Below are 26,390 nucleotides of genomic sequence, written 5' to 3'. Positions count from 1 at the left end.
GGTCAGTCCCCGCGGCCCCCGATGGGCGACGTCAACTCGCCGAAGGCGCGCCTGACCAGGAGGTTCGCGTCCTCCTGGTCCAGCCCGGTAGCCACCAGCAGGTCACTGACGGCCGTTCGGACCTGCGCGACCACGACGGCACCGGAGAAGCCGACCCCCTCCCGGTAGGCGTCACCGGCCGCACAGACCGCTCGCAGCGCCTGATCCCGCGCTTGCCGCGGTTCGTCGCCGACGGCGAACTGCCGTTTCAGGAGCCGGACCGCCTCGGCCAGGCAGGCGACCGCCCTCGGCATCGGCTCCGGGACCGGCTCGCCGTCCTCGATGAGACTCACCGCCCTGCGGATCAACGTCCCGCTGTTGCGCATCGCCCGGTCGATCGGTTCCGCCGCATGCGCGAACCGGCCCACCGGCCCGTGCCGCTCGTGCCAGTGCACCGGCGAGAGGGTGCTGGCCTCCCGGGCGCCCTGGGTCGCCTCGACGAGTGCCTTCAACTCGTCCTTGTTCTGCCGCAGCTCGGCCAGGGCCGTACGCGCCGCAGCGGCATCGCGTTCGGTCAGCGCGCCGGCGGTGGCGTCGAGCTGGGTGCTGAGGAGATCCAGCGCCGGCCGCGCGGCCCGGTTGAGCACCCGCAGGGGGTTCAGCGGCAGCAGCACCGCGGTCACCAGCAGCGCCACCCCTCCCCCCACGAGCGCGTCCACGAACCGGGGGATCTCCAGGTCACGCACGGATGGGCTGAGCGTGGTGATGAGCACCGCGGTCGCCCCGGCCTGGACCACCACCGCCGCACTGCCGACGAGGAACAACGCGACGAGGATCGCCAGGACGACGACCACGGCGAGCTGCCACCACCCGGTGCCGATCACGACGAGCAGCAGGTCACCGATCAGCACCCCGACGGTCACCCCGATGATCAGCTCGACGGTGCGGCGCAGGCGTTGGCCGACCGACGCGGCGAGGGTCGACACCGCGGAGATCGGCGCGAACAACGGCTGCGAGATGTGCAGCAGGTCGTGCGCCACCAGCCAGGACAGCGTCGCGGCCAGGCCGGCCTGCACGGCGAGCCCGCCCATGGCGCGTACCCGACGCAACCGGTCCCGCACGGTGGCCGCCGAACGGCCGCGGAGCCGGGCGACGATCGCCGCCAGGCCGGTCTGGGCGGTGTCGTCGGTGCGGGTCGAGGCTCCCCTGTCCGCTTCGTGCCGACCCGCATCGACCATGGCGGCACCTACCCCGCCATGCCCGGATCAATCCTGGCAGCCGTCGCCGCAGCCAGCGGTCAGCTCGTTGGGCGACCGGACGTCGGCCGTGGTGAATGTAGGCTCTACCACCGTGACGTTCGTCCTGCTGGTCGAGGCATACCGCGACGAGCTGACGGCCCACTGCTACCGGATGCTCGGCTCCTTCCACGACGCCGAGGACGCGGTGCAGGAGACCTTCACGCGGGCCTGGCAGAGCGGGGACCGGTACGAGGATCGCGGCACGCTGCGAGCCTGGCTCTACAAGATCGCCACCAACCGGTGCCTCACCATGATCGAACGCCGGGGTCGGCGCCGGGAGTTGCCCACCGACCTCACGCCGGGGGCGGCGGCAGTGGCCGAAACCGCCTGGCTCGGGCCGTACCCGGACCGGCGGTCGGCCCCCGCCGGGGAACTGGACCCGGCGCAGCGGATGGTGGAGCGCGAGCATCTGGAGCTCGCGTTCGTCGCATCGCTGCAGCACCTGCCCGGCCGGCAGCGGGCCGTGCTGCTGTTGCGGGACGTGCTCGGCTACCCCGCCGCCGAGGTCGCCGATCTGCTCGACACCTCCGCCGCGGCGGTCAACAGTGCCCTGCAACGGGCCCGCCGGGTGGTCGACGCGCTGCGCCCGACCGCCACCAGCCAGCAGACGGAGTTGAGCGGCCTCGGCGACGAGAAGGTACGCGAGGTGGCCCGGCGGTACGTGGCCGCGTGGGAGCGGGGCGATGTCGACGCCATCCTGGCGATGCTCACCGACGACGCCCGGTACTCGATGCCGCCGCTGCCCCGGTGGTACGAGGGCCACGAGGGCATCCGAGGGTTCCTGCTGGACGGCCCGATGGCGGTGCGGTGGCGGTTCGTCCCGACGTACGCGAACGGGCAGCTCGCCTTCGGGACCTACCTCTGGGATCCGGAGACGTCTGTCTTCACCGCGGCGGCACTGGACGTCGTCGCGCTGCGCGGCACCATGATCGCCGAGGTGGTGTCGTTCCTAACCCCGGAGACCCTCCGGATGTGCGGCCTCGGCATGGAACTCGGGCAGGACGAGGAAAGTTGGTCAGTACGCGGCGATGAGTTCGTCGCTCCGCGCGGGTTGTAGAGGTGAGAGCTACCCGACCCACGAGGGGACATCATGGCCGACGACGAGACACAGATCCGCGAACTGATCGAACGCTGGACGCAGGCGGTCCGGGTTGGAGACCTGCCCGCCGTCCTCGCCGACCACGCCGAGGACATCGTCATGTACGACGTCCCCCCGCCATACCAGGGCGTCGAGGGCATTGAGGCGTACGAGCGGAGCTGGCCCGACTTCTTCCGGTGGCAGGCATCGGGCGCCACGTTCGAGCTGGCCAGCCTCGACATCACCGCGGGCGACACCGTCGCCTACGCCCACGCGCTGCTGCGCTGCGGCACCCCCGCCGACCTGGCGAAGAGGCCGGAGTTCCTGCTGCGCCTGACCCTCGGCCTGCGCAAGGAGGGCGGATCGTGGGTCGTCGCACACGAGCACCACTCGTTCCCCGACGACAACGGCGCCGGCGAGCGCGAAGAATCCGAACGCGAGGTGCGGGCGCTGCACCGGCGCTGGTTCGAGGCCACTGCGGCGAAGGACCTCGACGGCCTCATGGAGCCCATCGCCCCGGCCGTCGTGTCGTACGAACACGAGCAGCCGCTGGAGTACGTCGGCCGGGACCAGGTCCGCGAGGTCTGCGCCCGCGGCCTCGACGCCAGCGGCGGCACCGTCACCTGGGAGGTTCCCGATCTGGCGGTCGTCGTCCGCGACGACCTGGCCGTGTCATGGGGCCTGAACCGGATGACCGCGCAACAGGAGGACGGCACCACCAGCGAGAGCTGGTCGCGGGGCACGCGGGTGTTCCACCGGACCGACCACGGCTGGGAGATGGTCCACCAGCACGTGTCGTTCCCGCTCGACCTGGAGACCGGGCTGGCGAGGACGGACCTGATGCCCACCCGGGCGCACTAGCCCTCGCCACCGGGGTCGGCTCCGGGAAGCCGGGTGGCCGGGTCGAGAGCGTGGGCGGCCACCCGGCGGGCGGCGCGTGCGCAGTGCGTCCGCTGTTGCCACGATTGGGCTGGTCCAGGTGGGGTAGACCCCGGTCTGCCACGCGGGTGGCGGGGCCCGCCTCGGCGGCTGATCGCGTGGCAGGGGCTGCCGGGACACCTCGGGGGGCGATGTCGGATGGATCAGCGCCGTTGAGCGGGCCACGCAGCTCCGGCGACGTCGTGGAGTTGCGGGTGCACGGGGTCTCCAGCGCGAGCGCCGATCAGGTGTTGGGCCTGCAGCAGGTGGCGCAGGTCGCGGGCGACCGCAGTGGGGGCTTCTACCGACCCAGCCCGTGCCGTTCGGACACCGGCGCGTACGGGGTGAAGCTGGAGGCGTACCGCTGGGGTGACCTGCCCTCCGGGACCGTGGCCCGCACCCTGGCGCTGGTTTTCCTGCTGCCGTTCATGCTGGCCAATGTGGCGATCTGGATGCGCCCGGCGAACCCTGGCTCCGAGACGATGGTCAAGTCACTGTGCCGGGTGCTGGCGCTCACGCTCACCGTGCTGCACGTGCTCGCCGTCGCCGGCGTCGCCCTGGACCTGCTCGCCTGGAAGTGCATGTCCTTGCCCCGCTGCCTGGCCGGGCGCAGCTGGTTGTCCTGGTTGGGAGGACGCCCTGTCGGACTGCGGCTGGCGCTGCTCGCGCTGGTCCCGGCCGCCGCCGTCGGTCTGCTCTGGCGACTCACCAACCGCCCGGGAAGAACGTTCGAGGCGTTTCGCGCACCCGAGAAGGAGGTCTCCGGTTTCCCGCTCGGTGCGGTCGGTCAGTGGGACGCCGAGCCGCTGGTGGGTCGGCTGCGCTCCATCCACGTCGCGGCGGCGTTCGCGACGCTGGACGTCACTCTGCTCGCCGCCCGAGCCACAACCAGCCGCTCGGCCGGCACGATCGCGCTGGCCGTGGCCACCGGGACCGTACTGGCCGTCTGCGTGGTCCTGCTCTGCACGCCCCCGCTGATCGACCGGGCCGCCACGGACCGGCGGCTCGACGGGATCACCCGCACCCTGCGGACGATCGCCATCATCCTGACCGTCGTGGTCGTGGCCCACGTGCTGGCCAGCCCGGCGCCCTGGCCTCAGGGGGGCGGCCTGCCCGGCTACGAGGCGACCCTGACCGGCCTGTTCCTCGCCCAGACGACGCTGCTGGTGGCTCTGGGCATCGTGCTGCTCTGGCGCCGGGACCGGCAGCGGGACGTCACCCCGCTGTTCGGGCTGGGAACGCTGGTGATCGTGGCCGCCTCGATCAGTCTGGCGGTGGCGTACTCCGCCGAGCTGATCTACCGGGTGGCGGACTTCCTGGATCGCGATACGCCGACCGGAGATGGCCTGGAAAGCGTGCCAGCCCGGGCGTACACCTGGGCGATCTACGGCTTCTTCCGGGCGGTACTGATCACGCTGATCGTCTTGGGCCTGCTCATTCTGATCTCCCGCCGCGGGCGGTACCGCGCTGCGGCGAAGATCGTCGAGCACGACTTCCCCGACCCGCCCGCCGAGGCCGCGCCCCGCCTGCGACAGGTGCAGCAAACGATCGCCCGGGCCCTGTTCACCGAGAAACTGGTGCCGTTGGCCGTGGTCTACAGCTGCCTCGCCGGACTCGGCACGGCCACCACCACCATCGGCCTGCTGGAGCTGTTCCCGAGCGACGTCATCGAGCGCAACATCGGCGTGCCGGCCGACGTGGTCACCTTCGGCATCGCGTTCGGCAGCTGGGTGATCGCGGCGATCATCCTCGGCCTGATCATCGGCGGGATCTTCGGCTATCGGACCCTCCCGTTCCGGCGGCACGTCGGCGTCCTCTGGGACCTGGGCACCTTCTGGCCGCGGGCCGCCCACCCGTTCGCACCGGCCTGCTACGCCGAACGAGCCGTGCCGGAGCTGGCCCGACGAATCACGTACCTGGTCTCCCGCGGCAACGCGGTGCTGCTCACCGGGCACAGCCATGGTTCGGTCCTGGTCGCCGCGACGGTGCTCCAGTTGCCACCGCAGGTCGGCAACCGGGTCGCCCTGATCACCGAAGGGGCACCGCTGCGCCGACTCTACGGGCGGCTCTTCCCCGCCTTCATCAACGATGCGGTGCTACACGAGGTCGGCAGCCGGGTCGGCTGGCGGTGGGTGAACCTGTGGCGCGACACCGATGCCATCGGCGGCTGGATCTTCTCCGGCCACCGGCCAGGTGAGCCGGCGGCCGTCGACGGTCCGGCGGCGACGGTGGACCGCCGCCTGCGAGATCCCCGCGACGTGGTGACCCCGCCCAGCGACAGCGTCCCACCACCCATTCAGGGGCACTGGCCGTGCGAATCCGAGGAACGGTTCACCCAGGCGGTGCGGGACCTGCTGGAGCGCCTCGGCAGGCCGGCGGATCCGACCGCCGGCCCGCCGTAGCGCGGCCGGGGCGTTACCGCCCGCGGGCCGCCTGCGTGCGCCAGTCGTCAAGGCTCCGGTCAGCGACGCGGGCGCCGTCGGCGGGAACGAGTGAGCGTTCGCCCAGGGTGGCGCCGAAGTACCGGGCGGCGGGGTCGGTCACCACAGAACGGGGGTCCTTACTGCCCGCGAGAACGGACCGGCCCAGCTCGTCGAGGCGGAACTGCTCCGGCCCGGCGACCTCGACCACAGCGTTCGTCGGCGTCCCGACCGCGACGTCGGCCACCGTGGCCGCGACATCGTCGGCCGCGATCGGCTGGATGAGCACCGGCGCGAGGTGAACCGTGTCGCCATCCGTGCCGGCGTCGATGATGCCCTGGACGAACTCGAAGAACTGCGTGGCGTGTACCAGCGAATAGGGCAGCCCGGACTCGGCGATGAGCTTCTCCTGGGCGACCTTCGCCCGCATGTACCCGCTGTCCGGAAGGCGGTCCGAGCCCACGACGGAGAGCGCCACGTAGTGCCCCACTCCGGCCTCCGCCGCGGCCGCGAGGAGATTCCGGGTGGACGTCTGGAAGAAGTCCAGCACGGCGGCGTCCTCGAACGAGGGCGAGTTCGACACGTCCACGACGACATCGGCGCCGTCGAGTACCTCGCCCACTCCTTCGCCGGTCAGCGTGTTCACGCCGGTCTTGGGCGACGCCGCCACCGCCTCGTGCCCCTGCGCACCGAGGCGGTCCACGAGCTTGGAGCCGATGAGGCCGCTGCCGCCGATGACGACTATCTTCATGATCTAGACACTTCCTACCTGCCCGCGGTGGGGCCGAGTCGTTGCCAACCAAGTACGACGTAACCAGGGCGCCGATCCGTGACACGTCCACCGATGTCGGTGCACGAGGTGGCTACGGTGGGCGGTGTCACGGATGAAATCAGGCTACGTACCTGCGGGTACGCGGCGGGGAGACATCACGACTCATGATTGTGTGCGTCGTACACGATGGGTGACGGCATCCCATCGCCTCTGGAGGTCGGCATGGCAGCGGTGTCCCACCCGGTGTTCGCCCGGTTCTACGAGCGGCTCAGCGTGGCCATGGATCGCGCCGGCACCGCCGAGCACCGACGGAATCTGGTCGCCGGACTCTCCGGCCGGGTGATCGAGATAGGCGCGGGCAACGGCCGCATGTTCCCCCACTACCCACCCAGGGTGACCGAGGTCGTCGCGGTCGAGCCGGAACGGCGTCTGCGTGCCGCCGCCGTCCGAGCGGCCACGACAGCGCCGGTACCGGTCCGGGTCGTCGACGCTCTGGCCGAGGCACTACCGGCCGGCGAGGGCGAGTTCGACGCTGCCGTGGTCGCGTTGGTGTTGTGCACCGTGCCCGATCAGGCGGGCGCGCTCGCCGAGATCGGCAGGGTGCTGCGCCCCGGCGGTCAGTTGCGCTTCTTCGAGCACGTCGCCGCCGAGGAGCCCGGCGGTCTGCGCCGGGTCCAACGGGTGCTCGACGCAACGCTGTGGCCGAAGTTGTTCGCCGGCTGCCACACCGGCCGCGACACCACCGCCGCCATCACGGCAGCCGGTTTCGTCATCGAGGAGTTGCACCGGTTCCGGTTCCCGACAGCCAGCAACAGCCCATCCTCGCCGTGCGTCGTCGGGCGCGCGATCAAACCGGCGCCCACCAGCGGGCAGTGACGACGGCAGCCAGTCGACCGCCGGCGGCGATCCGGCCGTCACCGGCTGGTCGGTTCAGCCGGTGAGCGCGGTCGTTCAACGACGGGGGAGGTCGATCAGCCAGTCATCCAGGTCGGCCGGGGACCGCATCAACAGCACCGGTGGCGCGGACGGATCGGCCTGCCACGCCCGCATCCGCCGCCGGGCCCGGCCGAACCCGCCGATGTGTCAGACCAGGATCGAGTCCCGGGACAGCACACTGCCCAGTGATTCGCGGTTGCCGTTGCAGATCTCCTCGCCCGTCACCAATCGGCGCATGGTGCGACGCAGCAACCGCCAGAAGGAGCACCACCGCGGATAGCCCAGGCCGACCACCAGGTCGGCCCGAGCCAGGGGTACGTCGCGCCACCCGTGGTACGCCCCATCGAGGATCCAGCGGTCCCGTTGGCAGATCTTCTCGATCCGACTCCGCTGCTGCGCGACCGGCACCTCAACCCACCCCGGCTTCCAGAGCAGATCGTCCACCGGGTACCACGGCAACCCGAGGTGCTCGGCCAGCCGCTCCGCGAGGGTGGACTTGCCAGCGCCATGCACCCCGTAGATCAGGACGCGACGCGGTGCGCTCATCGCGGCAGCGTACGCGGCGATCGAAACTCGCTTGCCGGGCGCGGTGGGTTCCACCAGAGTGGCGTCCATGACGTACTGACGGACAACCCCTCTGCTCCGAGCCCCCGGTGACGCCGCCCCGGGGCCGTGACGCCGTCCGCCCCTACGTCTCAGCCAGAAGTGAGCATCCTTGTCCCAGCACCACTCCCGTCGGGAGTCTCTGTCTCCGTCCACCCCTGCAACCGTCACCGTATTCGCCTCCCCCGCCAGTTGGATCGAGTCTGACGCGCTCGCGCAGTGCCAGCAGGTGGCCGCCCTCGACGGCATGATCCATGTTGCCGCCATGCCGGACCTGCACCCAGGCAAGGGCGCGCCCATCGGCGCGGCCATGGCGTCGAGCGTGTTGTACCCGTTCCTGGTGGGCTCCGACATCGGTTGCGGCATCGCCGTGTTCCCCATCCACCTCAAGCGCGCCGTACCCGAACGGCTCGCCGCCCGGTTCCCCGACCTGGACCGCCCGCTGGACCCTGCGCAGGACGCCGACGACCCGGCCTGGGCCGTCGTGTCGGGTGACATTCCCGCCGGCCACCTGGAGGGCCTCGGGACGGTGGGCCGGGGCAACCACTTCGTCGAGCTCGCACGCGTCGAGACCGTCTTCGACCCGGGCCACGCGAGCCGCCTCGGGCCCGACGCCGGTGACCTCGTCCTCATCGTCCACAGTGGCTCGCGCGGGCTGGGCGAGCGGATCCTGCGGGCGCACACCGGTGCCCACGGTGCCGGCCCCGCCCCCGATCCGGCGGCCTACCTGGCGATGCATGACGACGCCGTGCGATGGGGGTCGCTCAACCGGCGATTGATGGCCGCCCGGGTCGCGCACGCCCTGGGCGCCGAACCAACCGAGCCGATCGTCGACCAGTGCCACAACCTGGTCGAGGTCCGTGACGGGGTCTACCTGCACCGCAAGGGGGCTGCCGCCGGCGACGGCCGCGACGTGCTCATCGCCGGTACGCGCGGTACCGCCTCGTACCTCGTGGCCGCCCACGCCGGCTCGGACGCCAACCACTCGGTGGCGCACGGCGCGGGCCGCAAGATGTCCCGCGCCGACGCCCTGCGCCGAGGCCGGGCCAAGCACACGGTCGAGGAGCTGCGCCGCACACCGGTGGGCTCGATCGTGGTGTGCGGCGACCGCCAACTGCTCTTCGAGGAGGCACCCACGGCGTACAAGCGCATCGAGCAGGTGATCGCCGACCTCGTCGACCACCACCTGGCCACGCCGGTGGCCACCACCACTCCGCTGGTCACCTACAAGACACCCGACCTCGGGTCCCCGCACCGATCCGACCGCCGGGACCAGCGCCGCGGGCGAGGCCGGCGATGAGCGTCCAGCTGCTGCTGTCGGCCGGGCGTGGCCCGCAGGAGTGCGCCTGGGCGCTGGCCCAACTGCTGAGCCGCCTGGAGGACGACGCCACCGGACAGCGCCTGACGACCCAGCGGGTCCAGGCCGTGCCGGGCGACCGGCCCGACACCTACCGGTCGGTCCTGATCCAGGTCTCGGGCGCCGGCGCCGAGGCGTTCGCCGCCTCCTGGACCGGCACCCTGTGCTGGCAGGCTCCCAGCCCGTACCGGGCGAGCACCGGGCGCAAGAACTGGTACGTCATCGCTCAACCGCCCCAGCTCGACGCCGCGCCGACGAGGTTCACGGAGGCGGATGTCGACATCGTGGCCTGCCGTACCGGGGGCCCCGGTGGTCAGCACCGCAACAAGGCCAGCACGGCGGTACGGGCGACCCACCGCCCCTCGGGCATCGTCGTGGTGGTGGACGACGAGCGGCAGTTCGGCCTGAACCGCCGGATCGCCCTGAACCTGCTGCGACAGCGCATCGAGCACGGCGACGAGGCGGCCCGACGCGCCGTCACCACATCCCGCTGGCGTATCCACGACGAGCTCGTACGCGGCAACCCCACCCGCGTCGAACGCCCCGAACCGTCGGGACGCGATCTGGCCGCTCAGCAGCGCGGGCACAAGCGACGGCGACCGGCCGGTGGGGCAGCCTGAGAGAGGCCGTTGGCGCGGCCCGCTCGGGGGCGGCTCAGACCTGCAGCACCGCGTCGGCGAAGGCCCCGGGCGCCTCCTGCGGCAGGTTGTGCCCCACCCCGCCGCTGATGGTCCGGTGTTCGTACCGGCCGGAGAACTGCGCGCCGTAGACGCTGGGCTCCAGGTGTGGCGCACCGTTGGCATCCCCTTCCAGGGAGATGCTGGGCACCGTGATCTTCGGCTTGTCGGCCAGCCGTTTCTCGAACTCCTCGTACTGCGGCTCACCCGCGGCGAGGGCCAGCCGCCACCGGTAGTTGTGGATCACGATTTCGACGTGATCGGGGTTGTCGAACGCCGCCGCGCTGCGGTCGAATGTCGCGTCGTCGAACATCCATCTCGGCGAGGCGGTGTGCCAGATCAGCTTGGCGAAGTCGCGCCGGTTCTTGTCGTACCCTTTCCGGCCGCGTTCGGTGGCGAAGTAGAACTGGTACCACCAGGCAATTTCCGCCTTCGGCGGGAGCGGGTTCCGGCCCGATTCCTGGCCGTCGATCAGATAGCCGCTCACCGAGACCAGGCCGCGGCACCGCTCGGGCCACAGCGCGGCCACGATGTCGGCGGTGCGGGCACCCCAGTCGAAGCCGGCCAGCTTCGCCGCCTCAATCTTGAGGGCGTCCATGAGGGCGACGAGGTCGCGTGCGATGGCCGCCGGTTGGCCGTTCCGAATTGATTCGTCGGACCGGAACCGCGTCGAGCCGAATCCACGCAGGTACGGCACGATGACCCGGTAGCCGGCGTCCGTCAGCAGCGGCACGACGTCAACGAAGCTGTGAATGTCGTACGGCCAGCCGTGGAGAAGGATCACGGCGGCACCATCCGACGGGCCAGCGTCGACGTAGCCGATATTCAGGACACCGGCATCGACCTGCTTCACCTCATCGAACGTTGCCATCGCACCGGCCCCTCTTGTCGACTGCTCCCCGTGCCTGAACGCGGTTCGGGCCTGCTGGACAAGGTTGAATCGTAGGGCGGTGGGCAGGCCAGGACGGCGGGTTGCACAAGGACCGGGGCGACCGATTGCCACCTGGGTAAGATGCGCCGCCGCCGTGGGCGGGCCGTGATCACGGCCCGCCCACGGCGGCTCTGTCACCTCCGGCTCAGTTCGGGCCGGTGACGGTGAAGGGCAGGGAAACCCGCGTCGTCGACTTCGCCCCTGCCAGCGTGACGCTGGTCGAGCCGGCCTTCGCCGCCCCGGGAACGCTGACGGTCGCGCCAGAGATGACGCCGTCACCATTCGCGCGCACGGTGCTTACCGCGAGGCCGTCACCAAGGCTGATGGTGACCGCCTCATTCGGCGCGAACCCGGAACCGTCGACCGTGATCGCGGTGCCGCGCGGGCCCGCCGTGGTCGTCAACGCCGCTGCCGGTGCGTACCTCGGCGCCTCCTGCTGCTCGGTCACCTGGACGGTGGCCGTCGCCGGAGTCCGCGAGGACGCGCCGGTGGCGGTGACGGAGTACCGGCCGGGCTGCGCGTCATCGGACGTCGGGACCGAGACTCGGACCGCTCCCGCCGCGGAGGCCGCGACCTTCATGGTCCGTGTCGGGCTGGTGCCGAGAGTCACGGTCACCTGCTCACCGGCAGCGAACCCGCTGCCGTTGACGGTGATCGTGTCACCAGTGGTGGCGGACGCGGACACCGCGATCGCCGGCTGGCGGGCGCCACGTGCCACGGTCACGGTGAACGTCCCGGTGCTGCTCGACAACGTGTCCCACGCGGTGACGTGCACCGTGTAGGTGCCCTCCTGCGTGTAGGTGTGCTGTCCGCTCATCACACCGGACTGGTCGATCGTGACGTCGCCCGGAATCGTGCCGTCACCCCACTGGACGCGGGCGCGGTAGCCCGGGGTGCCGGGCACGCCGCCGGTGACCGAGCCGAGCTTCGCCGAGAGGACCTGACCGGCGTTGACCGTCTGGTCACTCGGGGCGACGGTCGCCAGCGCGGGGGCCGGTGTGCCGTCGTCCGCGATGGCGAACACGTGGATCCTGCCCTCCGAGCCGGGGTTGCCGGTCTGCGTCGGGAGGGTCACCGAGACGAGCGTCTTGCCCGCCGGGATCTGGTACGGCGCGGTGGCGAACAGGAACGGCTGCGCGCCGTCCCGGCTCGTACCGCTCAGCCGGTACGCGGCCTTGGCGACGACGATGTTGCCGTAGGACGGAGTGCCGTTGGCGTTGCCGCCCAGCGTCCAGTCACTCATCTGGATCGGGATGCTGGCGGTGCTGCCGTCGCTGAACGTCGCCGTGCCGGTGGTGCTCTGGTTGCCCTGCGTGCCGGCGCCGATGAACGAGATGCTCCTGGCGTCGGTCGGAAGGTTCAGAACGATCGTCTTGCCGTTACCGGTGGCATTGTCCGGCTGACCCGCCGGGATCGCCGGCAGCGTGAAGGTCAGTGCCGTCCCGGGCACCTCGTGCCGCTGGCCCTGGGTCACGCCGGCTGCCGTCAGGGCCGCCCGCGAGTACGCCCACGACTTGGCGTCGCAGTTCGCCGCGAGGGCGCCCTCGTCGCCGATGCAGACGGTGTCGAATGCCGCGGTGAGCCCGGAACTCGGCGCGTAGGCCACGTCGACGCCGACCGTCGCCGAGCTCTGGCCGGTGCCGTCGGTCACCGTGACGCTCGCCTGGTGGTGACCCGGCGTGGCGTAGGTGTGCGCGCCACTGACGCTGTAGACGGCCCGAGAGCTCAGCGTCAGGGTTCCTTCGGTGACCGGTGAGCCGTCACCCCAGTCGATCGTGGCCCGGTAGCCGGTGGCGGTGCCCCCGGTGACGGAGGCCAACGGCACCGACACGGGCACGCCGGACGTCGCGTGCACGCTGCCCGCGGCGGTCACCGAGATGTCGCCGCCACCGATTTCGAGGTCGCCTCCGGCGAGCAACTCGATCTCGGCGAGGTTCGTCTGGGCGGCGCCGACGGTCTTCGTCACGGCGAGGCGGAACTGCGCGAACCGTCCCGGATCGCTGATCGTGAACGGACGGGTCTGGTTACGCCACGGGAACACCTCGTCCTTTCGGGAGTCGACGGTGCTCCAGGTGATGCCGTCGTTGGAGCCCTGCAGTCGCCAGGCCGCCGGATCGCCCGCGGCCGCACCGGAGGTGACGGTGTAGTACCTCGGCTTCTGCTTGCCAGCACGGGAGGCCCAGCTGATCTGCGGCGTGGCCGAGGTGAACGTCAGCTGCGTGGTCGACGAGTCGTCGAACAGCTTCGACGCGTCCTGCCCGTCACTCGCGGTCGCGGTGCCGAGACCGGGGCCGGTGGTGTCCTGCAGCGGCTTGGGCGCGGCGTCACCCTTGGTCAGTGACGGCGGCGCGTCGTTCTTGCCGCTGCCCCAGGACGACGGCTTGGGACCCATCTGGAAGTCGATCGTGCCGCCCTTGGCGAGCGCGGACACGTCGAGGGACACCTCGCGCTGCTTCTTACCGTTGACCTTGACGCTCTGCACGTAGACGTTCGTCGTGCTGTTGTTCGACGCGTTGACGACGATGTCGCCGCTCGTGCGGTGGACGGTCATCTTGGTGAACTGCGGCGAGCCGATGGCCCACTGGGCGGACCCGGCCTGCAGCGGGTAGATGCCCAGCGAGCTGAGGATGTACCACGCCGACATCTCGCCGTTGTCCTCGTCGCCCAGGTAGCCCTGGCCGATCTCGCTGCCGACGTAGAGGCGCTGCAGGATCTCCCGCACGATCGCCTGCGTCTTGGCCGGCGCGCCCGCGAAGTCGTACATGTACGGGATGTGGTGCGACGGCTGGTTGCTCATGCCGAGCTGACCCATCCGCACCGCCTGGGCCTCAAGCATCTCGTGGATCGTGCCGCCGTAACCGCCGGGACGGTCGGCCTTCTCCGGGGTGGAGAAGAACTCGTCGAGCTTGTCCTGCAGCGCCTTCTGGCCGCCGTACAGGTTGACCAGTCCCTGGCCGTCCTGCTGCGCGGTGAACGCGAAGTTCCACCCGTTGGTCTCGGTGTAGACGCCACCCCAGTCCAGCGGGTCACCGGCGAGGAAGTTGCCGGCGGCGTCGCGGCCCTGGAACAGCTTCGTCTTCGGATCGAAGAGGTGGACGTAGTTGCGGGCGCGCTCCAGGAAGTACCGCGACTCCTCCTTGAGCCGCTCGCGCTCCGACTTCGGCGTGGCCGGGTCCTTGGCCAGGGCCGCACCCATGTTGCCGATGCCGTAGTCGTTGATGAAGCCCTCCAGCGCCCACGACACCGACTCCCCGGTGGAGGTCGGCGTGTAGCCGAGGAACAGCGAGGTCTCGATGCCCTTACGGCCGACCTCGCTGCGCCCGGACGCGACGGTCGCGTCCTTGACCGCCGCGTCGTACGCCGCCAGCGGGTCGGGCAGCTTGACCCCGGTGAGGTACGCCTGCGCCAGTGCCACGTTGGCGCTGGTGCCGGTCATCAGGTCGGCGTAACCGGGAGACGACCAGCGGGCGATCCAACCGCCGTCGCGGTAGTGCTGGACGAACCCGTCAGAGATCTTGGCTGCGACGTCCGGGTAGAGCAGCGCGTAGGCGGGCCACACGGTGCGGTAGGTGTCCCAGAAGCCGTTGTTGACGTAGATCTGCCCGTCGACGATCTTCGCGCCGGTCTGGGTGGGGGTCGACGTACCGGTCGGCGCCGACACCGGGCTCGCGTACTGCCAGCGCGGCGCGGCGGCGGTGCCGGTGTTCTCCGACTGCGAGTTCGGGTACAGGTTCAGCCGGTAGAGGTTCGAGTACATCGTGACCAACTGCGCCTCGGTCGCGCCCCGGACCTCAACCCGGCCGAGTCGATCCTTCCAAGCCGCGGTGGCGGCGGCGTGGACCTGGTCGAAGCTCTTCCCGGTGACCTCCAGGTCGAGATTCCGGCGGGCCTGGTCGACCGAGAGGAACGACGTCGCGATGCGCATCGTCACCTGACGGTCCGCGGTGACGTCGAAGGTGGCGGACGTCGCCGAGGACGCCGTCGGCGCCCGGTCGAAGGCGCCGGACACGAACATCCGGGTACGACCGGCCGACAGGCCGCTTCCGTTGTCGACCCAGCCGGTGAACGTGCCGTCCGCGCCGATGGTGAACGTGCCGTTGTAGAAGACGAGGCTTCCGGTCGGCTGGCCGGACGGGAAGGTGAACCGCATGATTCCGGCGTGGTCGGTCGGCGACATCTCCGCCGTCAGACCGTTCTGCGTCGTGACCCGGTAGAGGTCCGGCTGCGCCGTCTCGTCCTCGTGGCTGAAGGCGAGCGCCCGGCTGGCGGGCGTCCCGGTGAGGGGTCTGTCGCCCGCCACCGGCATGACCGACATCTGGTTGCGGTCACCCATCCACGGGCTGGGCTCGTGAGAGATCGCGAGGCCCTGCAGGGTCGGCAGGTTGGCCGCGTTGTTGACCCGGTGGTACTGGTACTCCCACGAGTTGGACGTGGCATCGGTCACCGGCGTGAAGAAGTTGAAGCCGTTCGGCACGGAGGTGATCGGCAGGTTGTTGCCGCGCGAGAACCCGCCCGTCGAGTTGGTCCCGCGCCGGGTGTCGACGTAGTTGGTCAGCCGTGAGCCGTCGATCGACGCCGGCGAGCCCGTCAGCTCGACGTCGTCGAGCCAGCCCTGGAACCGGGTCTGCCCGGTGGCCTGCGGATTGTCGTAGGCGAGCAGGATCCGGTCGATCGTCTTGCCGTCTGCCACGGCGCCGATGTCGGACTGCACCGCGTTCCACTGATCGGCGTAGAGCACCTTCGACGCACCCTGTCCGGCTGCGGTGAGCGCGTAGCCGTGCTGGTCGACGGGCGAACGCCCGCTCAGGTAGCTGCCGTCGGTGAAGTGCAGGTCAACCGCCGCGTAGGTGGACGGGTAGCGTCCGTCCTTCCCGGTGAACTCAGGGAAGATCTTGTAGGACAGCCGGGTCTTCGGCCCGACCGGGATGTCGACGTCGAACAGCTTGTTGGTCCCGTACGAGCGTCCGTCGCCTTCGGCGCCACCGGAGTACCGCAGTGCGGCCAATCCGGTGAAACCGGCCTCCGGCTTCGTGGTGTAGCCGCCGTCCGGACCGGCGCCGACCTCGCTGACCATGGGGGTGGCCGGCGGCCGCACGTCCGAGCCGTCGCTGATGTTCCAGTCGGCGAGTTGCACGAGGGGGTCACCGGAGTTCGCGGCGACGTTCAGCCGGTAGTAGCCGTAGGCGGTCGTGTTGGTGAAGCTGTAGATGTTGGTGGCGAACCGCCCGCTGAACGTCTCGCCGGCGCGCCGGTCCAGGTCGGTCCAGGTACTGCCGTCGTTCGAGCCCTGCACGACGAAGTCCCGGGGGTCGCGGCCGGGTGCGTCGTCCGCTGAGGTCAGCGAGTACCGCACGACCGCCGCGGGCTCAGCCAGCCGGTAGGTCACCCAGCCGGTCGAGGCGAACACCAGCCACTTTGTCGCGGGGTCGTCGTCCTTGAGGTTCGCGGCGATCTCGTTGGGCGGGTTGTCGGCGCTCGCGGTTACCGCGCTGACCTGGTCGAGCAGGCTTCCTGGCAGCGTGGTGACCGATCCGCTGAGGTTCGCCTGGATCGGCTTTCCGTTCTGGCCGATCTCCACGGTGCTCGTGGCGGGTTGCGGGTCGGCCGACTCGAACGAGGAGTTGAAGTTGCCGGGCTGCGGCGTGGGGGGCGCGGCGCTGGCCAGCGGTGCGGCGACGAGCAGCCCTACCGGGAGCAGGACTGCGGTTGTCGCGGCGAGCAGACGAGGGGACCAGGAGCGCACAGGGGGGGAATGCGACATGGGGACAGGGCCTTTCGCCTCGAACGGGTCGAGTACGTCGAACGTCTGGGCAGAGTGGACCATGGCTGCTGCGATCGATCCTGACATCGTTGTCATGAAGCTCGTGACCGACGACGCGGGACCGCTGGACTGTGGCTGATAGTTCCGGGCAGACCACGGCCGTGTCAACGGGTTGATCCGAGCGAAACATGCCGCCCAGCGGCGACCGCGTGGCGAAAAGCCGCGGATCAGCCGACGAAGATGCAGAACGGGTGACCCGAGAGGTCCGCGAGGACATAGAGCGGCTCGTCCGCGTGGTCCGACCGGTCCAGCAGCAACTGCGCCCCGAGCGACTCGGCCCGCTCCCGCTGCCGCTGCAGCTCCTCGAAACTGGACACTGTGCAGTCGAGGTGCATCTGCATGGGAATGTCATGCTTGGGCCACGTCGTACGCTCCAGACGCTCCACCTGCTGAAACGCCAGCCTGCGGGCCCCGTTCGCGTCCACGAGGACGAGCCAGTCCGCGTCGTCCGCAACCCCGTCCGCCGGAGGTTCGTCGCCCTGCCGGTACCGCAGTCCCAGGAGTTGCCGATAGAACTCGGCAAGGGCACGGACGTCGGTGGTGTCGATGACCGTGTGCAGCAGTTGCGGATACTCAGCCATGCCCGCATCCAACCACGGACCGCGTGGCCGTCCGTCCATCGACAGAGGTACGGACAACAGCCGGTCGCAGAGCTGCGCTGTCGTCACGCCTGATGAGATGGCATGATCCTGCCGTGCGTATCGATCGACGCTCGATGCTTGGCCTCGGACTCTCCGCTGCCGCTGCGGCGCTCACCGGCTGCCAGTCGAAGCCTTCGACCGGGCAGGCCGGCTCATGGCAGATCCCGGCTGAGCCCGTAGCCGGACAGGGTGGCGCCGCGGCCACCGGCCCCCTGGCCCGCACGTCGAGAACGATCAGCCAGCGGCTGACCGGCGTCCTGAACGTCCACCTGCAGCCCACCAGCCAGAACCCCTCGCACCCCACGTACGCGGGGGCGGTGGCGCTCACCCTCGCCGGCGGGCAGCCGAGCGCTCAGGCAACCGTCGGCGAGGCGCTTCGCTTCGGCGCCGGGCCGGTGCTCCTGCCAGCCGCGCAGCGCGTCCGGATGCGTCCCGACTCCATCTTCGACCTCGCGTCGATCACGAAGGTCTACACGGCCATCCTCGTGCTGCAGCAGGTCGAGCAGGGGCGCCTCGACCTCGACGCACCAGTGGTGAGCTACCTGCCCGAGTTCACCGGCACCGGCAAGTCGGCCGTCACCGTGGCGATGCTCCTGGCGCACACCAGCGGTCTGCCCGTGGGCGCCACCGTCACCGGCTACCCCACCCTCGCCGAGAAGTGGAAGGCGGTCCTGGCCACCCCGCTGGTCAGCGGCGGCGTGCCCGGCCGGGTGTTCCGCTACTCCAGCGTCGGCCTGATGGTCGCCGGCAAGCTCGTCGAGAAGGTCACCGGCCAACGCCTCGACCAGGCCCTGAAGACCGGACTGACCGACCCGCTCGGCCTGCGGTGGACGGGCTTCAATCCGAACACCTGGATCAGCAGCACCGAACGGGACGCTCGGATGGTCGCCACCGACGCCCGCTCCTCACGCGGACTTCTCCGCGGGGTCGTGCACGACGACGTGGCCAACCACCTCGGCGGCATCGCCGGGCACGCCGGCATCTTCAGCACCGCCCAGGAGGTCGCCGTCATCGGTCAACTCCTGCTCGACGGCGGCACCTACGGTGGGCGCCGGGTCCTGGCCGAGAGCACGGTGCGCCGGATGCTCACCAACGCCAACGCTGGACTGCCCGCCGTCGACCCCGAACGGCCACACCGCACCGCCGACCACGGGCTCGGCGTGGTGCTCAACCAGCCCTGGTTCATGGGTCGGCTCAGCCGTCCGACCACCTTCGGGCATACCGGCTTCACCGGCACCTCCCTGCTGGTCGACCCCACCCACAAGCTCGTGTTCGTCCTTCTCACCAACCGGGCCCACCCCAACTGGAGCTGGGCCAACCCCGACCCGGTACGCGTCGCCACCGCCGACGAACTGGCCCGCTGGCATGCCCAGCCGACCGGCCCGCAGCGGTCGGGGCGTCAGGGGTCGGCAACCACGTCGCCGCCTGCCCGTCGACGTTAGGCCGCGTCTCTGGCGCGATGCCGTGGTCCGCGCCTAGGGCAACCCGCAGACACATCCACGTACGGCACAGCCGGCGACCTCGTGTTGCCGGCTATGCCGTCGCGCCGCCACCCTTCGAAAGTTTCGGCATCAGCGCAATCAGGGCTTCGCAGCTCACACAACTGATTTCCGGAAGTTTTCGAGGTTGACGAGGAACATCGACAACCATAATGTTTCGAGCAGCTTTCCGGTTTCCACCCCGAGCTACCGGCACCACCCACGGTCAGCCCGACCGCTCGACACCCGGCGTCGACCCCACCCCCAGATCATCAGCACCGGCCCCGCACCCTCTGTTTCATGATCGACGCTTGTCGATCAATATGAAAGGAAGGCAGATGAAGCTAAGACGGTGGATGACCGCCGGCGCGGTCGCCGTCGCGACCGTTGCGGCCTTGAACACGGTGCCAGCCGCCGCGAACCGGCCCTACGATCCGACCGCGCAGAGCCTGGCCACTCTCGGCCTGCGCCACGGCCTCCAGGTCGGCACCGCGGTGGACATGGCGGCCCTCAACGACACCAGCGACCCGCAGTACCGCCGGCTGACCACCTCCGAGTTCTCCTCGGTCACCGCCGAGAACGCGATGAAGTGGGAGAGCCTGGAGCCCACCCGCGGCGCCTACGACTGGGCCGCGGCAGACCAGCTCGTCGAGTTCGCCAAGCGCAACAGGCAGAGCGTGCGCGGCCACGTGCTGGTCTGGCACAACCAGCTGCCCGCCTGGCTGACCAGTGGCGTCGCCGACGGCTCCATCAGCAGGCAGGAGCTGCGCGAGCTGCTACGCAGGCACATCACCACCGTCGTCAGCCGATACAAGGGCAAGATCTGGCAGTGGGACGTGGTCAACGAGGCGGTCAGCGACCCGTGGGACACCCCGTCCACCCTGCACTACAAGGGCTTCTGGGCCCAGAACCTCGGGCCCGGCTACATCGCCGACGCGTTCCGCTGGGCACGCGCCGCCGATCCCAAGGCGCTGCTGTTCTACAACGACTACAACATCGAGGCGTTCGGCTCCGGCAATCCGGCCGACGACAAGCCGCAGTTCGTCCACGACATGGTCAAGGGTCTGCTCGCTCAGGGCGTCCCGATCGACGGCGTCGGCTCCCAGGGCCACCTGGGCACCCAGTACGGCAACTACGACACCCTCCAGGTGACCGCCGCACTGAAGGAGTTCGCCGCGCTCGGTGTCGCCACCGCGTTCACCGAGGTCGACGTCCGCAGCGAGATGACCGAGGCGGTCCGGGCCGGCAACTCGGCGGAGATCAACCCCAGGTTGCAGGCGTCGGCCGCCAACTTCAGCGTGCTGATGAAGGCCTGCCTCGCCGTACGCAGCTGCCTGTCCTACACCGTCTGGGGCTTCAGCGACAAGCACTCCTGGGTGCCGGGCTGGTTCAACGACCCGCCGCAGGGCATGGCCACCATCTACGACGAGAGCTACCAACCCAAGCGGGCGTACCACGAGCTCAAGTCCGACCTGATCTTCGCGGGACCGCCGTACGTCCTGCCGCGCATCGCACCCAAGCCGCGCCGCTGACCCGCTGGTTCGACCCAAACCAGGCGGAGGGGAATGACGGCCCCTTCCCCATCGCCGGACATCCCTCGGCGGGTGTCGGGGCCCGGTCACCACCCGGGCTCCGACACCCACGCGGCGCGGCGGAAGCCACCGACCGTGCCGTCCATCATCGATCGTCAGATCGGCGTACCGGTGACGCAGGTGAACAGGCGGCTCTGCCCGCGAGCCACGATTGATCTTGTCGTGCGGAACCCGTGTGCGCGGAGCAGGCGTTCGGTCGACATGACGTTCCCCGTGGCGTTCGCAGACGTGGGCCGCTCACCGAAGACGTAGAACACGCCCCCCGGAGCCAGCAGGTCCCGGATCCGCTCGATCTGCTCTGTCGCGGCGCCCAGCCAGAACAGGCTGACGTTCACTGCGAAAATCTTGGTGAAGCGACAGGCCGCAAGATCGGCCGACTCGAACCCCGCACGTCGAATCTCGGCCCGGCCGGCGCTGATGTGGCTCGCGTTCCGTTCTGCTGCGAGCCGCGCCATCGTCGCCGCGCGATCGATCGCCACGATCTTGCCGGTGGTGAGTCGTTCGGCGACCAGCGCGACGGCTGTTCCTCGACCGCAACCGATCTCCAGCAGGTGGTCGTGTGGAGCCACCGCCATCGTCTCGACCGCCCACCGCTGCCGCTGCGCGTCTGCGGTCGTTCGAGCCGGTTGGTGTGGTGGGACGGGCCTGCCACGAACAAGGCTCGACCGCCGGAGGGGGAACGTGCATCTCATGATGTCACTCGCCGAGCCGTGGCCGAAGCCTCCGAGGTGCACCGACTGGACCCTGCACGCACCTGATTGCACCTTTCGGGGTGGCGCCGTTCACGTTGTCGTCGGCGACCCGTGCGGCGGCGCGGGATGGGCTGTGCGGACTGGCGGGACCCCTGAGCAGCATTTGCCCTCGGCGAGCGAGCAGAAACGTGGGCACCGAAAGAATGTCAATCGCTACAGTGGCAACTGTAGCGCCCAACCATGCGCCTCCGCCAGAACCCCTGGTCGTGACCGGCTGCCGGGCCCAGTTCAGCCACCACCCCACCCACTCATACCGCTACAGCTGGGTACGTAGCGCTACATCGAATATGCTAGCGCCATGGGCAGTAGAGCATCGACCGGAACCACCCGGGACCGACTCCTGCTGGCCGCAGCCGAACTTCTGGCCAGCTCCGACGACCGCGCCCTGTCGACCCGAGCGGTCTGTGAACGCGCCGGAGTGCAGGCACCAACTCTGTACCACCACTTCGGCAGCAAGCAGGGTCTGGTCGACGCGGTGATCGGCCACGGTTTTGCCCAGTACGTCCGGCCCTCGCCGGCTTCCGGCGACACCGGCGATCCGGTGGACGCCATCCGCCAGGGCTGGGACCGGCATGTCCAGTTCGGGCTGGACCATCCGACGTTCTACGCGCTGTTGTACGGACAGGTCGAGCTCGGTAAGCCCTGCACCATCACCGCACCAGCGCATGCCATCCTGCGGGACCTGCTGGTCGCGGCAGCGCGGGAAGGGCTGCTCAAGGTGCCGGCCGACGACGCGGCCGAGCAGATCCTGGCCGCCAACATCGGTGCCACTCTCAGTCTCATCACCCAGCCGGATGACCAGCGCGACATGAACCTCTCCGATCGCGTCCGCGAAGCAGCGCTCGCCGGTGTCCTGCGGAACAGCCCGGAGGCCGACCAACCGGCGATGACCCGCGCCTGCACCGCACTGACCCTGCGCACACTGCTCGATCAAGATTCGGCCGGCCTGTCAGCCGGGGAGCAGGCCCTGCTCAACGAACTGCTGGATCGACTGGCCGCCTCCTGACCCGTCTCCCCCGGTGCCCGGCCGCCGTCTCAGCAGGGTCAGGAAGGCGACTCCACCCTGTGCACGCCACCCCCGGCCGCCACTGACCTGACGAGCCTCCGCTCGTTGCCGATCGTCGCCGACGCAATCGCCTTCCCGACTCGTCCGGCCGATGTGGACGGACGGGCAGGGGTTGCCCACCGGGCAGCGCGTCGCCAGGATCACCCAGCGCCCGGCGACCAGCCCCGGCCCGTACGCGCTGCGGCTGCTCGACGCCGCCGGCACCACCCTGGTCGAGCACGCGTTCACCCCACCGGCTGCCACCGAACACGGGGCGACACGCACCTTCGACGAGGTGGTGGACTTCGCACCCGGCACCCGACGGGTGACCCTGGTGGACACCCGGACGGGACGGGAACTCGCCGCCCTCGCGGTGTCGGCGAACCGGCCCGCCGTGTCGCTGACCGGCGAGGCACCGCCCGACCCGGTGCCGGCCACCGGGCCGGTCACGCTCCGCTGGACGGCCGGCGACGCCGACGGCGGCCCGGTCACCGCGAGCGTCCTCTACAGCCCGGACGGGTCCGACGACTGGCGGGTGCTGGCCAACGGCGTCACCGGGACGTCGTACACCCTCGATGCCGGGCTGCTCGCGGGCACCGGCGGTGCGGCCACCGGCCGGCTGCGGGTACGGGCCACCGACGGGGTCAACACCGCCGAGGCCACCAGCGGGCCGCTCACGGTCGCCGGCAAGACCCCGGCGGTACGGATCACCGCCCCGCTCGGCGGCGCGTTCTTCGCCGTCGGGCAGACGGTGACGCTGGCCGCGTCGGCCGCCGACCCGGAGCAGGGCACCCTCGACGGCTCCGCCGTGCGCTGGGCGTCCAGCCTCGACGGCGACCTCGGCGCGGGCGCCACCCTCACCCCCGGACAGCTCACCGAGGGAAGCCACCTCATCACCGTCACCGCCACCGATGCCGACGGTGGCCAGGCCACCGCGCGCACGGAGGTGACCGTGGGACGGCTGCTGCCCGCCGGCAGCCCACCGCTCGCCGACGCCGGGCCGGACCGGACAGCTACCGAGGGCGACGTGGTCACCCCGGACGCGAGCCGGACCACCGACCCGGACGGCGACCCGGTGACCCTGTCCTGGACGGTGCTCGCCGAGCCGAACGGCGGCGGGCTCGGCAGCGGCCTGCAACTGGAGGGGACGGCCAGCCGGCCGTCGTTCCGGGTCAACCGGGGTGGCACCTATCGGCTGGAACTCACCGCCACCGACGCCCGGCACGGCACCACGACCGACACCGTGACGGTCACCGTGGCGAACCCGCCGATCGAGGTGAGCCCGATCGCGCTCGACGAGGAGTTGCGGGCGGCCGGTCCGGTCAGCGTGCGGGCCACGTTCACCGACCCGGGCGTCCCGGACGCTCACCGGTGCACGATGGACTGGACGTCGACGATGCCGAGCCGGCGATCCCCGGCGTGGTCACCGAGGCGCGCAACGAGGGCGTCTGTGTGGCCACCGGCAACCTGGGGCCCGGTGTGCACCTCGCCCGCCTCACCATCACCGACAGCGACGGCGGGACGGGGCAGCAGACGATCCGGATCGTGGTCTACGACCCGGCTGATGTCACGGTCGCCGGTGCGGGTGCGATCGTCTCCCCACCTGGGTCCTGGAGCGCGGACCTGACCGCCACCGGCCCGGGCGAATTCGCCTTCGTCGCCGGCCTGGTGAAGGGCTCGCCCACCCCGTTCGGGGAGACCACGTTCCGGCTGCGGGACCGCGACTTCGCGTTCGCCGGGACGACGAACGAGCGCCTGACCGTCTCCGGCGCGGTGGGCCAGTACCGCGGCGAGGGCACGGTGAATGGCCAGTCCGGGTACTCGTACCAGGTGACGGTCGCCGACGACGCGGCGGGCGGGCGCGACGTGGACCGGTTCCGGATCAGGATCTGGGAGAACGACGGCGGACGGGTCGTCTACGACAGCGGGCGGGGTGCGCCCGACGACCTCGACCCGGCCCACCTGCAACCGGTGCAGGACGGCGGTGTCGTGGTCGTCGGTTAGCAGCCGTCGGCGAAGGCTCGTGGCCGCTGGTCGACACCAGCGGCCACGAGCCGCCGAATCCCGATCCTGGACCGACCTCTACTACGGCCCCAACTACCCGCGACTGCAGCAGGTCAAGGCCCGATGGGACCCACGGAACGTCTTCCAGCACGAACTCTCGGTACAACCATCCCACCGCTGAGCTGCGCGACGTCCTCCCCTGGTCGCACGCTCTCCCGGGACCGCCGCTGAACGGCGCGTTGATCAAACGGGTAGGCTCGGGATTGCTGCAGGCCGCGCTGCCAGGCCTTACGGCGTCGACGGGTGTCACCGATCGGATACGACCGGCCGGCTCGGCCGCGAGCCGGCAGTCGACCCGAAGAACCTCGCACCTCGCGCCGCTCCAGGGGGAAGTCGCCAGGTGAGCACCCATTCGATGTTGTTGTTCGTGCTCGCCGCCGTCGCGGTCATCGTCGCCGTGCGGTGGGTGGCGGCCCACACCGGCCTGCCGGCGGCAGCGCTTCTGCCGCTGATCGGCATCGCGTACGCGCTGCTCCCGGGCCCCAACGTCAGCCTTGATCCCGACCTTGTGCTCATGGTCGTGCTGCCGCCGTTGCTCTACAGCGCCGCACTGGACTCCTCGCTGCTGGACATCCGCCGGAACCTCCGCATCGTGGTCAGCCTGTCCGTGGTGCTGGTGCTCCTCACCGCGGTACTCGTGGGAGTCGGGTTCCACCTGTTCGTCGCCGGGGCGACCCTGGCTGCCGGCATCGCGGTCGGCGCCGCTATCGCGCCGCCCGACCCGGTGGCCGCCCTGGCGGTGGGCCGCCGGGTCAACCTGCCGCCGAAGCTGGTCACGCTCATTCAGGGCGAGGGACTGCTGAACGACGCCACCGCGCTGACGATGCTCAGCGTCGCGGTGGCCGCTGCCGTAGGTGGTGAGTTCTCGTTCCCGTCCGCCGTTGGGCAGTTCTTGCTGGCGGCGGTCGGCGGGGTCGCCGTGGGGGCGGCCGTCGCCTGGGCGGTACGTCTGGCCCGACCGCTCACCGCGGACCCGTTGATGTCCAACGCCATCTCGCTCGCGACACCGTTCGTGGCCTACCTGCTGGGCGAGGAGCTACACGTCTCCGGAGTGCTCGCCGTGGTGGTCGCCGGGCTGATCGTCGGCCATCAGACGCCCCAGCTCGGGTCCGGCGCCGCCCGGCTGCAGACCAGCGCGGTGTGGCGGCTGGTCGACTTCCTCCTCGAAGGCTTCGTCTTCCTGTTGATCGGCCAGCAGCTTCCCGAGGTCATCAAGGGCCTGCGCCAGTACGACCTGTCCACCATCGTCATCGCCGTCGCGATATCTGTCGGCGTGGTGCTGCTTCTCCGCCCGGCGTGGCTGGTGTTGACCCAGTCCCTCCCCCGGTCGCTGCACACCCGGTTGGGTGGCATATCCGAGCAGGACGACCCCGACGAGCCCAGCAGCGCCCGGCAGGTCGCGCGCGCGGATCGCAACGCCCGCCGGCTCTCCTTCCGCGAGGTGACGGCACTGAGCTGGTCCGGCACCCGCGGCGTCATCAGCCTGGCCGCGATCTTCACTTTGCCGCTGACCACCGACAGTGGCGCGCCCTTCCCCGATCGCGACCTCCTTCTGTTCTGCACCTTCGTGGTCGTACTGGTGACGCTCGTCGGGCAGGGCCTGACGTTCGCACCGCTCGTGCGGATGCTGGGCCTGCGCGCCAACGAGACCGACCAGGCTCGCGTACGTAACGAGGCCCGCTCGGCGGCGGTCGAGGCCGCCTTGGCCCGCCTCGACGAAGTTGCCGCCGACGAGCCAGACAGCGCAGTTGCCGTCAACACCACCCGTACGCAGCTGCTGACCCGATTGGCGCGCTACCGCGGGCGGCTCGATCTGCTCGAGCGGAGCGGGTCATCCGAGATACCGACCTCACCGCAGTACGAGACGGCGCTTCGTGTCCGCCGTACTGCCATCGACGCGCAGCGCGAGGAGCTCGTGCGCTGGCGCGACGCCGGCCGGCTGCCCGACGAAGAGCTCCGCATTCTGGAACGTGAACTCGATCATGAGGAGCTGCTGCTCCCGAAGCGGGCATTCAGCTGACCCGTCGC

20 protein-coding genes are annotated in these 26,390 nt (G+C 70.4%); 13 read left to right on the top strand and 7 right to left on the bottom strand.

The window, feature by feature from the left end; all coding sequences use genetic code 11:
* Window positions 1–2: 2 nt before the first annotated feature.
* Complete coding sequence (locus OG470_RS16875) at window positions 3–1,217, bottom strand: FUSC family protein (RefSeq protein ID WP_328425367.1); 1,215 nt, start codon at window positions 1,215–1,217, stop codon at window positions 3–5.
* Here OG470_RS16875 and OG470_RS16870 point away from each other — a divergent pair.
* From OG470_RS16870 to OG470_RS16860, 3 genes are all read left to right on the top strand, one after another.
* Window positions 1,216–2,334 (top strand): sigma-70 family RNA polymerase sigma factor, encoded by a 1,119-nt coding sequence (locus tag OG470_RS16870; RefSeq protein ID WP_442931155.1) that lies wholly within the window; start codon window positions 1,216–1,218, stop codon window positions 2,332–2,334. The two genes, OG470_RS16875 and OG470_RS16870, sit on opposite strands and share 2 nt — an antisense overlap.
* 33 nt (window positions 2,335–2,367) lie before the next feature.
* Window positions 2,368–3,216 (top strand): YybH family protein, encoded by an 849-nt coding sequence (locus tag OG470_RS16865; protein ID WP_328425362.1) that lies wholly within the window; start codon window positions 2,368–2,370, stop codon window positions 3,214–3,216.
* A gap of 230 nt (window positions 3,217–3,446) precedes the next feature.
* Window positions 3,447–5,675, top strand: coding sequence for a hypothetical protein (locus tag OG470_RS16860; protein ID WP_328425360.1), 2,229 nt, complete (start codon window positions 3,447–3,449; stop codon window positions 5,673–5,675).
* A gap of 13 nt (window positions 5,676–5,688) precedes the next feature.
* On the opposite strand, the gene OG470_RS16855 is transcribed toward OG470_RS16860, so the two are convergent.
* Window positions 5,689–6,444, bottom strand: coding sequence for an SDR family oxidoreductase (locus OG470_RS16855; RefSeq protein ID WP_328425358.1), 756 nt, complete (start codon window positions 6,442–6,444; stop codon window positions 5,689–5,691).
* Window positions 6,445–6,687: 243 nt separating this feature from the next.
* Between OG470_RS16855 and OG470_RS16850 the strand changes: the two genes are divergently transcribed.
* Window positions 6,688–7,341, top strand: coding sequence for a class I SAM-dependent methyltransferase (locus OG470_RS16850; RefSeq protein ID WP_328425356.1), 654 nt, complete (start codon window positions 6,688–6,690; stop codon window positions 7,339–7,341).
* Window positions 7,342–7,548: 207 nt separating this feature from the next.
* On the opposite strand, the gene OG470_RS16845 is transcribed toward OG470_RS16850, so the two are convergent.
* Window positions 7,549–7,947, bottom strand: a complete 399-nt coding sequence (locus OG470_RS16845) for an AAA family ATPase (RefSeq protein WP_328425354.1) — start codon at window positions 7,945–7,947, stop codon at window positions 7,549–7,551.
* Window positions 7,948–8,116: 169 nt separating this feature from the next.
* Here OG470_RS16845 and OG470_RS16840 point away from each other — a divergent pair, with 169 nt between their 5' ends.
* Together OG470_RS16840 and prfH are read left to right on the top strand one after the other, a co-directional pair.
* On the top strand, window positions 8,117–9,304 hold the full coding sequence (locus OG470_RS16840; RefSeq protein ID WP_328425352.1) for an RNA ligase RtcB family protein: 1,188 nt from the start codon (window positions 8,117–8,119) through the stop codon (window positions 9,302–9,304).
* Window positions 9,301–9,981, top strand: a complete 681-nt coding sequence (gene prfH / locus OG470_RS16835) for a peptide chain release factor H (protein WP_328425350.1) — start codon at window positions 9,301–9,303, stop codon at window positions 9,979–9,981. The genes OG470_RS16840 and prfH overlap by 4 nt, the downstream gene beginning before the upstream one ends.
* A 34-nt stretch (window positions 9,982–10,015) precedes the next feature.
* On the opposite strand, the gene OG470_RS16830 is transcribed toward prfH, so the two are convergent.
* The 3 genes from OG470_RS16830 to OG470_RS16820 all read right to left on the bottom strand — a co-directional run bounded on the left by OG470_RS16830 (window position 10,016) and on the right by OG470_RS16820 (window position 17,371).
* Window positions 10,016–11,107 carry an alpha/beta fold hydrolase gene (locus OG470_RS16830; RefSeq protein WP_328425348.1) on the bottom strand — a complete coding sequence of 364 codons (1,092 nt, stop codon included), beginning with the start codon at window positions 11,105–11,107 and terminating at the stop codon, window positions 10,016–10,018.
* Window positions 11,108–11,114: 7 nt separating this feature from the next.
* Window positions 11,115–16,730: a GH92 family glycosyl hydrolase gene (locus tag OG470_RS16825; protein WP_328425346.1), complete on the bottom strand. Its 5,616-nt coding sequence runs from the start codon at window positions 16,728–16,730 to the stop codon at window positions 11,115–11,117.
* A 227-nt stretch (window positions 16,731–16,957) separates the two neighbouring features.
* Window positions 16,958–17,371: a VOC family protein gene (locus OG470_RS16820; protein ID WP_328425344.1), complete on the bottom strand. Its 414-nt coding sequence runs from the start codon at window positions 17,369–17,371 to the stop codon at window positions 16,958–16,960.
* Window positions 17,372–17,484: 113 nt separating this feature from the next.
* Here OG470_RS16820 and OG470_RS16815 point away from each other — a divergent pair, with 113 nt between their 5' ends.
* Together OG470_RS16815 and OG470_RS16810 are read left to right on the top strand one after the other, a co-directional pair.
* Window positions 17,485–18,873 carry a serine hydrolase domain-containing protein gene (locus OG470_RS16815; RefSeq protein ID WP_328425342.1) on the top strand — a complete coding sequence of 463 codons (1,389 nt, stop codon included), beginning with the start codon at window positions 17,485–17,487 and terminating at the stop codon, window positions 18,871–18,873.
* Between the two features lie 374 nt (window positions 18,874–19,247).
* Complete coding sequence (locus OG470_RS16810) at window positions 19,248–20,441, top strand: endo-1,4-beta-xylanase (RefSeq protein WP_328425340.1); 1,194 nt, start codon at window positions 19,248–19,250, stop codon at window positions 20,439–20,441.
* Between the two features lie 155 nt (window positions 20,442–20,596).
* On the opposite strand, the gene OG470_RS16805 is transcribed toward OG470_RS16810, so the two are convergent.
* The gene (locus OG470_RS16805) at window positions 20,597–21,076 is read right to left on the bottom strand and encodes a class I SAM-dependent methyltransferase (RefSeq protein WP_328425338.1); all 480 of its coding nucleotides are present in this window, start codon (window positions 21,074–21,076) and stop codon (window positions 20,597–20,599) included.
* A gap of 475 nt (window positions 21,077–21,551) precedes the next feature.
* On the opposite strand from OG470_RS16805, the gene OG470_RS16800 reads away from it, so the two are divergent.
* The 5 genes from OG470_RS16800 (at window position 21,552) to OG470_RS16785 (ending at window position 26,382) form a co-directional block, all read left to right on the top strand.
* On the top strand, window positions 21,552–22,259 hold the full coding sequence (locus OG470_RS16800; RefSeq protein WP_328425336.1) for a TetR/AcrR family transcriptional regulator: 708 nt from the start codon (window positions 21,552–21,554) through the stop codon (window positions 22,257–22,259).
* A 151-nt stretch (window positions 22,260–22,410) separates the two neighbouring features.
* A complete protein-coding gene (locus OG470_RS16795; protein ID WP_328425334.1) occupies window positions 22,411–23,925 on the top strand; it encodes a PKD domain-containing protein in 1,515 nt (504 codons plus the stop codon).
* Complete coding sequence (locus tag OG470_RS16790) at window positions 23,844–24,302, top strand: post-COAP-1 domain-containing protein (protein ID WP_328425332.1); 459 nt, start codon at window positions 23,844–23,846, stop codon at window positions 24,300–24,302. The genes OG470_RS16795 and OG470_RS16790 overlap by 82 nt, the downstream gene beginning before the upstream one ends.
* Window positions 24,232–24,483: a BBE domain-containing protein gene (locus tag OG470_RS37260; RefSeq protein WP_442931154.1), complete on the top strand. Its 252-nt coding sequence runs from the start codon at window positions 24,232–24,234 to the stop codon at window positions 24,481–24,483. The genes OG470_RS16790 and OG470_RS37260 overlap by 71 nt, the downstream gene beginning before the upstream one ends.
* A 219-nt stretch (window positions 24,484–24,702) precedes the next feature.
* Window positions 24,703–26,382: a Na+/H+ antiporter gene (locus OG470_RS16785; RefSeq protein ID WP_442931152.1), complete on the top strand. Its 1,680-nt coding sequence runs from the start codon at window positions 24,703–24,705 to the stop codon at window positions 26,380–26,382.
* Window positions 26,383–26,390: the final 8 nt, after the last annotated feature.

The organism is Micromonospora sp. NBC_00389 (assembly GCF_036059255.1).
Lineage (GTDB): Bacteria > Actinomycetota > Actinomycetes > Mycobacteriales > Micromonosporaceae > Micromonospora.
This window is presented reverse-complemented; position numbering and strand designations above follow the sequence as displayed.

Excerpts from the sequence above, each read along its gene's own strand:
- OG470_RS16795 (WP_328425334.1), top strand. The coding sequence starts at position 22,411 with ATGTGGACGGACGGGCAGGGGTTGCCCACCGGGCAGCGCGTCGCCAGG.
- OG470_RS16825 (WP_328425346.1), bottom strand. The coding sequence starts at position 16,730 with ATGTCGCATTCCCCCCCTGTGCGCTCCTGGTCCCCTCGTCTGCTCGCC.
- OG470_RS16800 (WP_328425336.1), top strand. The coding sequence starts at position 21,552 with ATGGGCAGTAGAGCATCGACCGGAACCACCCGGGACCGACTCCTGCTG.
- OG470_RS16845 (WP_328425354.1), bottom strand. The coding sequence starts at position 7,947 with ATGAGCGCACCGCGTCGCGTCCTGATCTACGGGGTGCATGGCGCTGGC.
- OG470_RS16870 (WP_442931155.1), top strand. The coding sequence starts at position 1,216 with ATGGCGGCACCTACCCCGCCATGCCCGGATCAATCCTGGCAGCCGTCG.
- OG470_RS16865 (WP_328425362.1), top strand. The coding sequence starts at position 2,368 with ATGGCCGACGACGAGACACAGATCCGCGAACTGATCGAACGCTGGACG.
- OG470_RS16810 (WP_328425340.1), top strand. The coding sequence starts at position 19,248 with ATGAAGCTAAGACGGTGGATGACCGCCGGCGCGGTCGCCGTCGCGACC.
- OG470_RS16850 (WP_328425356.1), top strand. The coding sequence starts at position 6,688 with ATGGCAGCGGTGTCCCACCCGGTGTTCGCCCGGTTCTACGAGCGGCTC.
- OG470_RS16855 (WP_328425358.1), bottom strand. The coding sequence starts at position 6,444 with ATGAAGATAGTCGTCATCGGCGGCAGCGGCCTCATCGGCTCCAAGCTC.
- OG470_RS16875 (WP_328425367.1), bottom strand. The coding sequence starts at position 1,217 with ATGGTCGATGCGGGTCGGCACGAAGCGGACAGGGGAGCCTCGACCCGC.
- OG470_RS16805 (WP_328425338.1), bottom strand. The coding sequence starts at position 21,076 with ATGGCGGTGGCTCCACACGACCACCTGCTGGAGATCGGTTGCGGTCGA.
- OG470_RS16820 (WP_328425344.1), bottom strand. The coding sequence starts at position 17,371 with ATGGCTGAGTATCCGCAACTGCTGCACACGGTCATCGACACCACCGAC.
- prfH (WP_328425350.1), top strand. The coding sequence starts at position 9,301 with ATGAGCGTCCAGCTGCTGCTGTCGGCCGGGCGTGGCCCGCAGGAGTGC.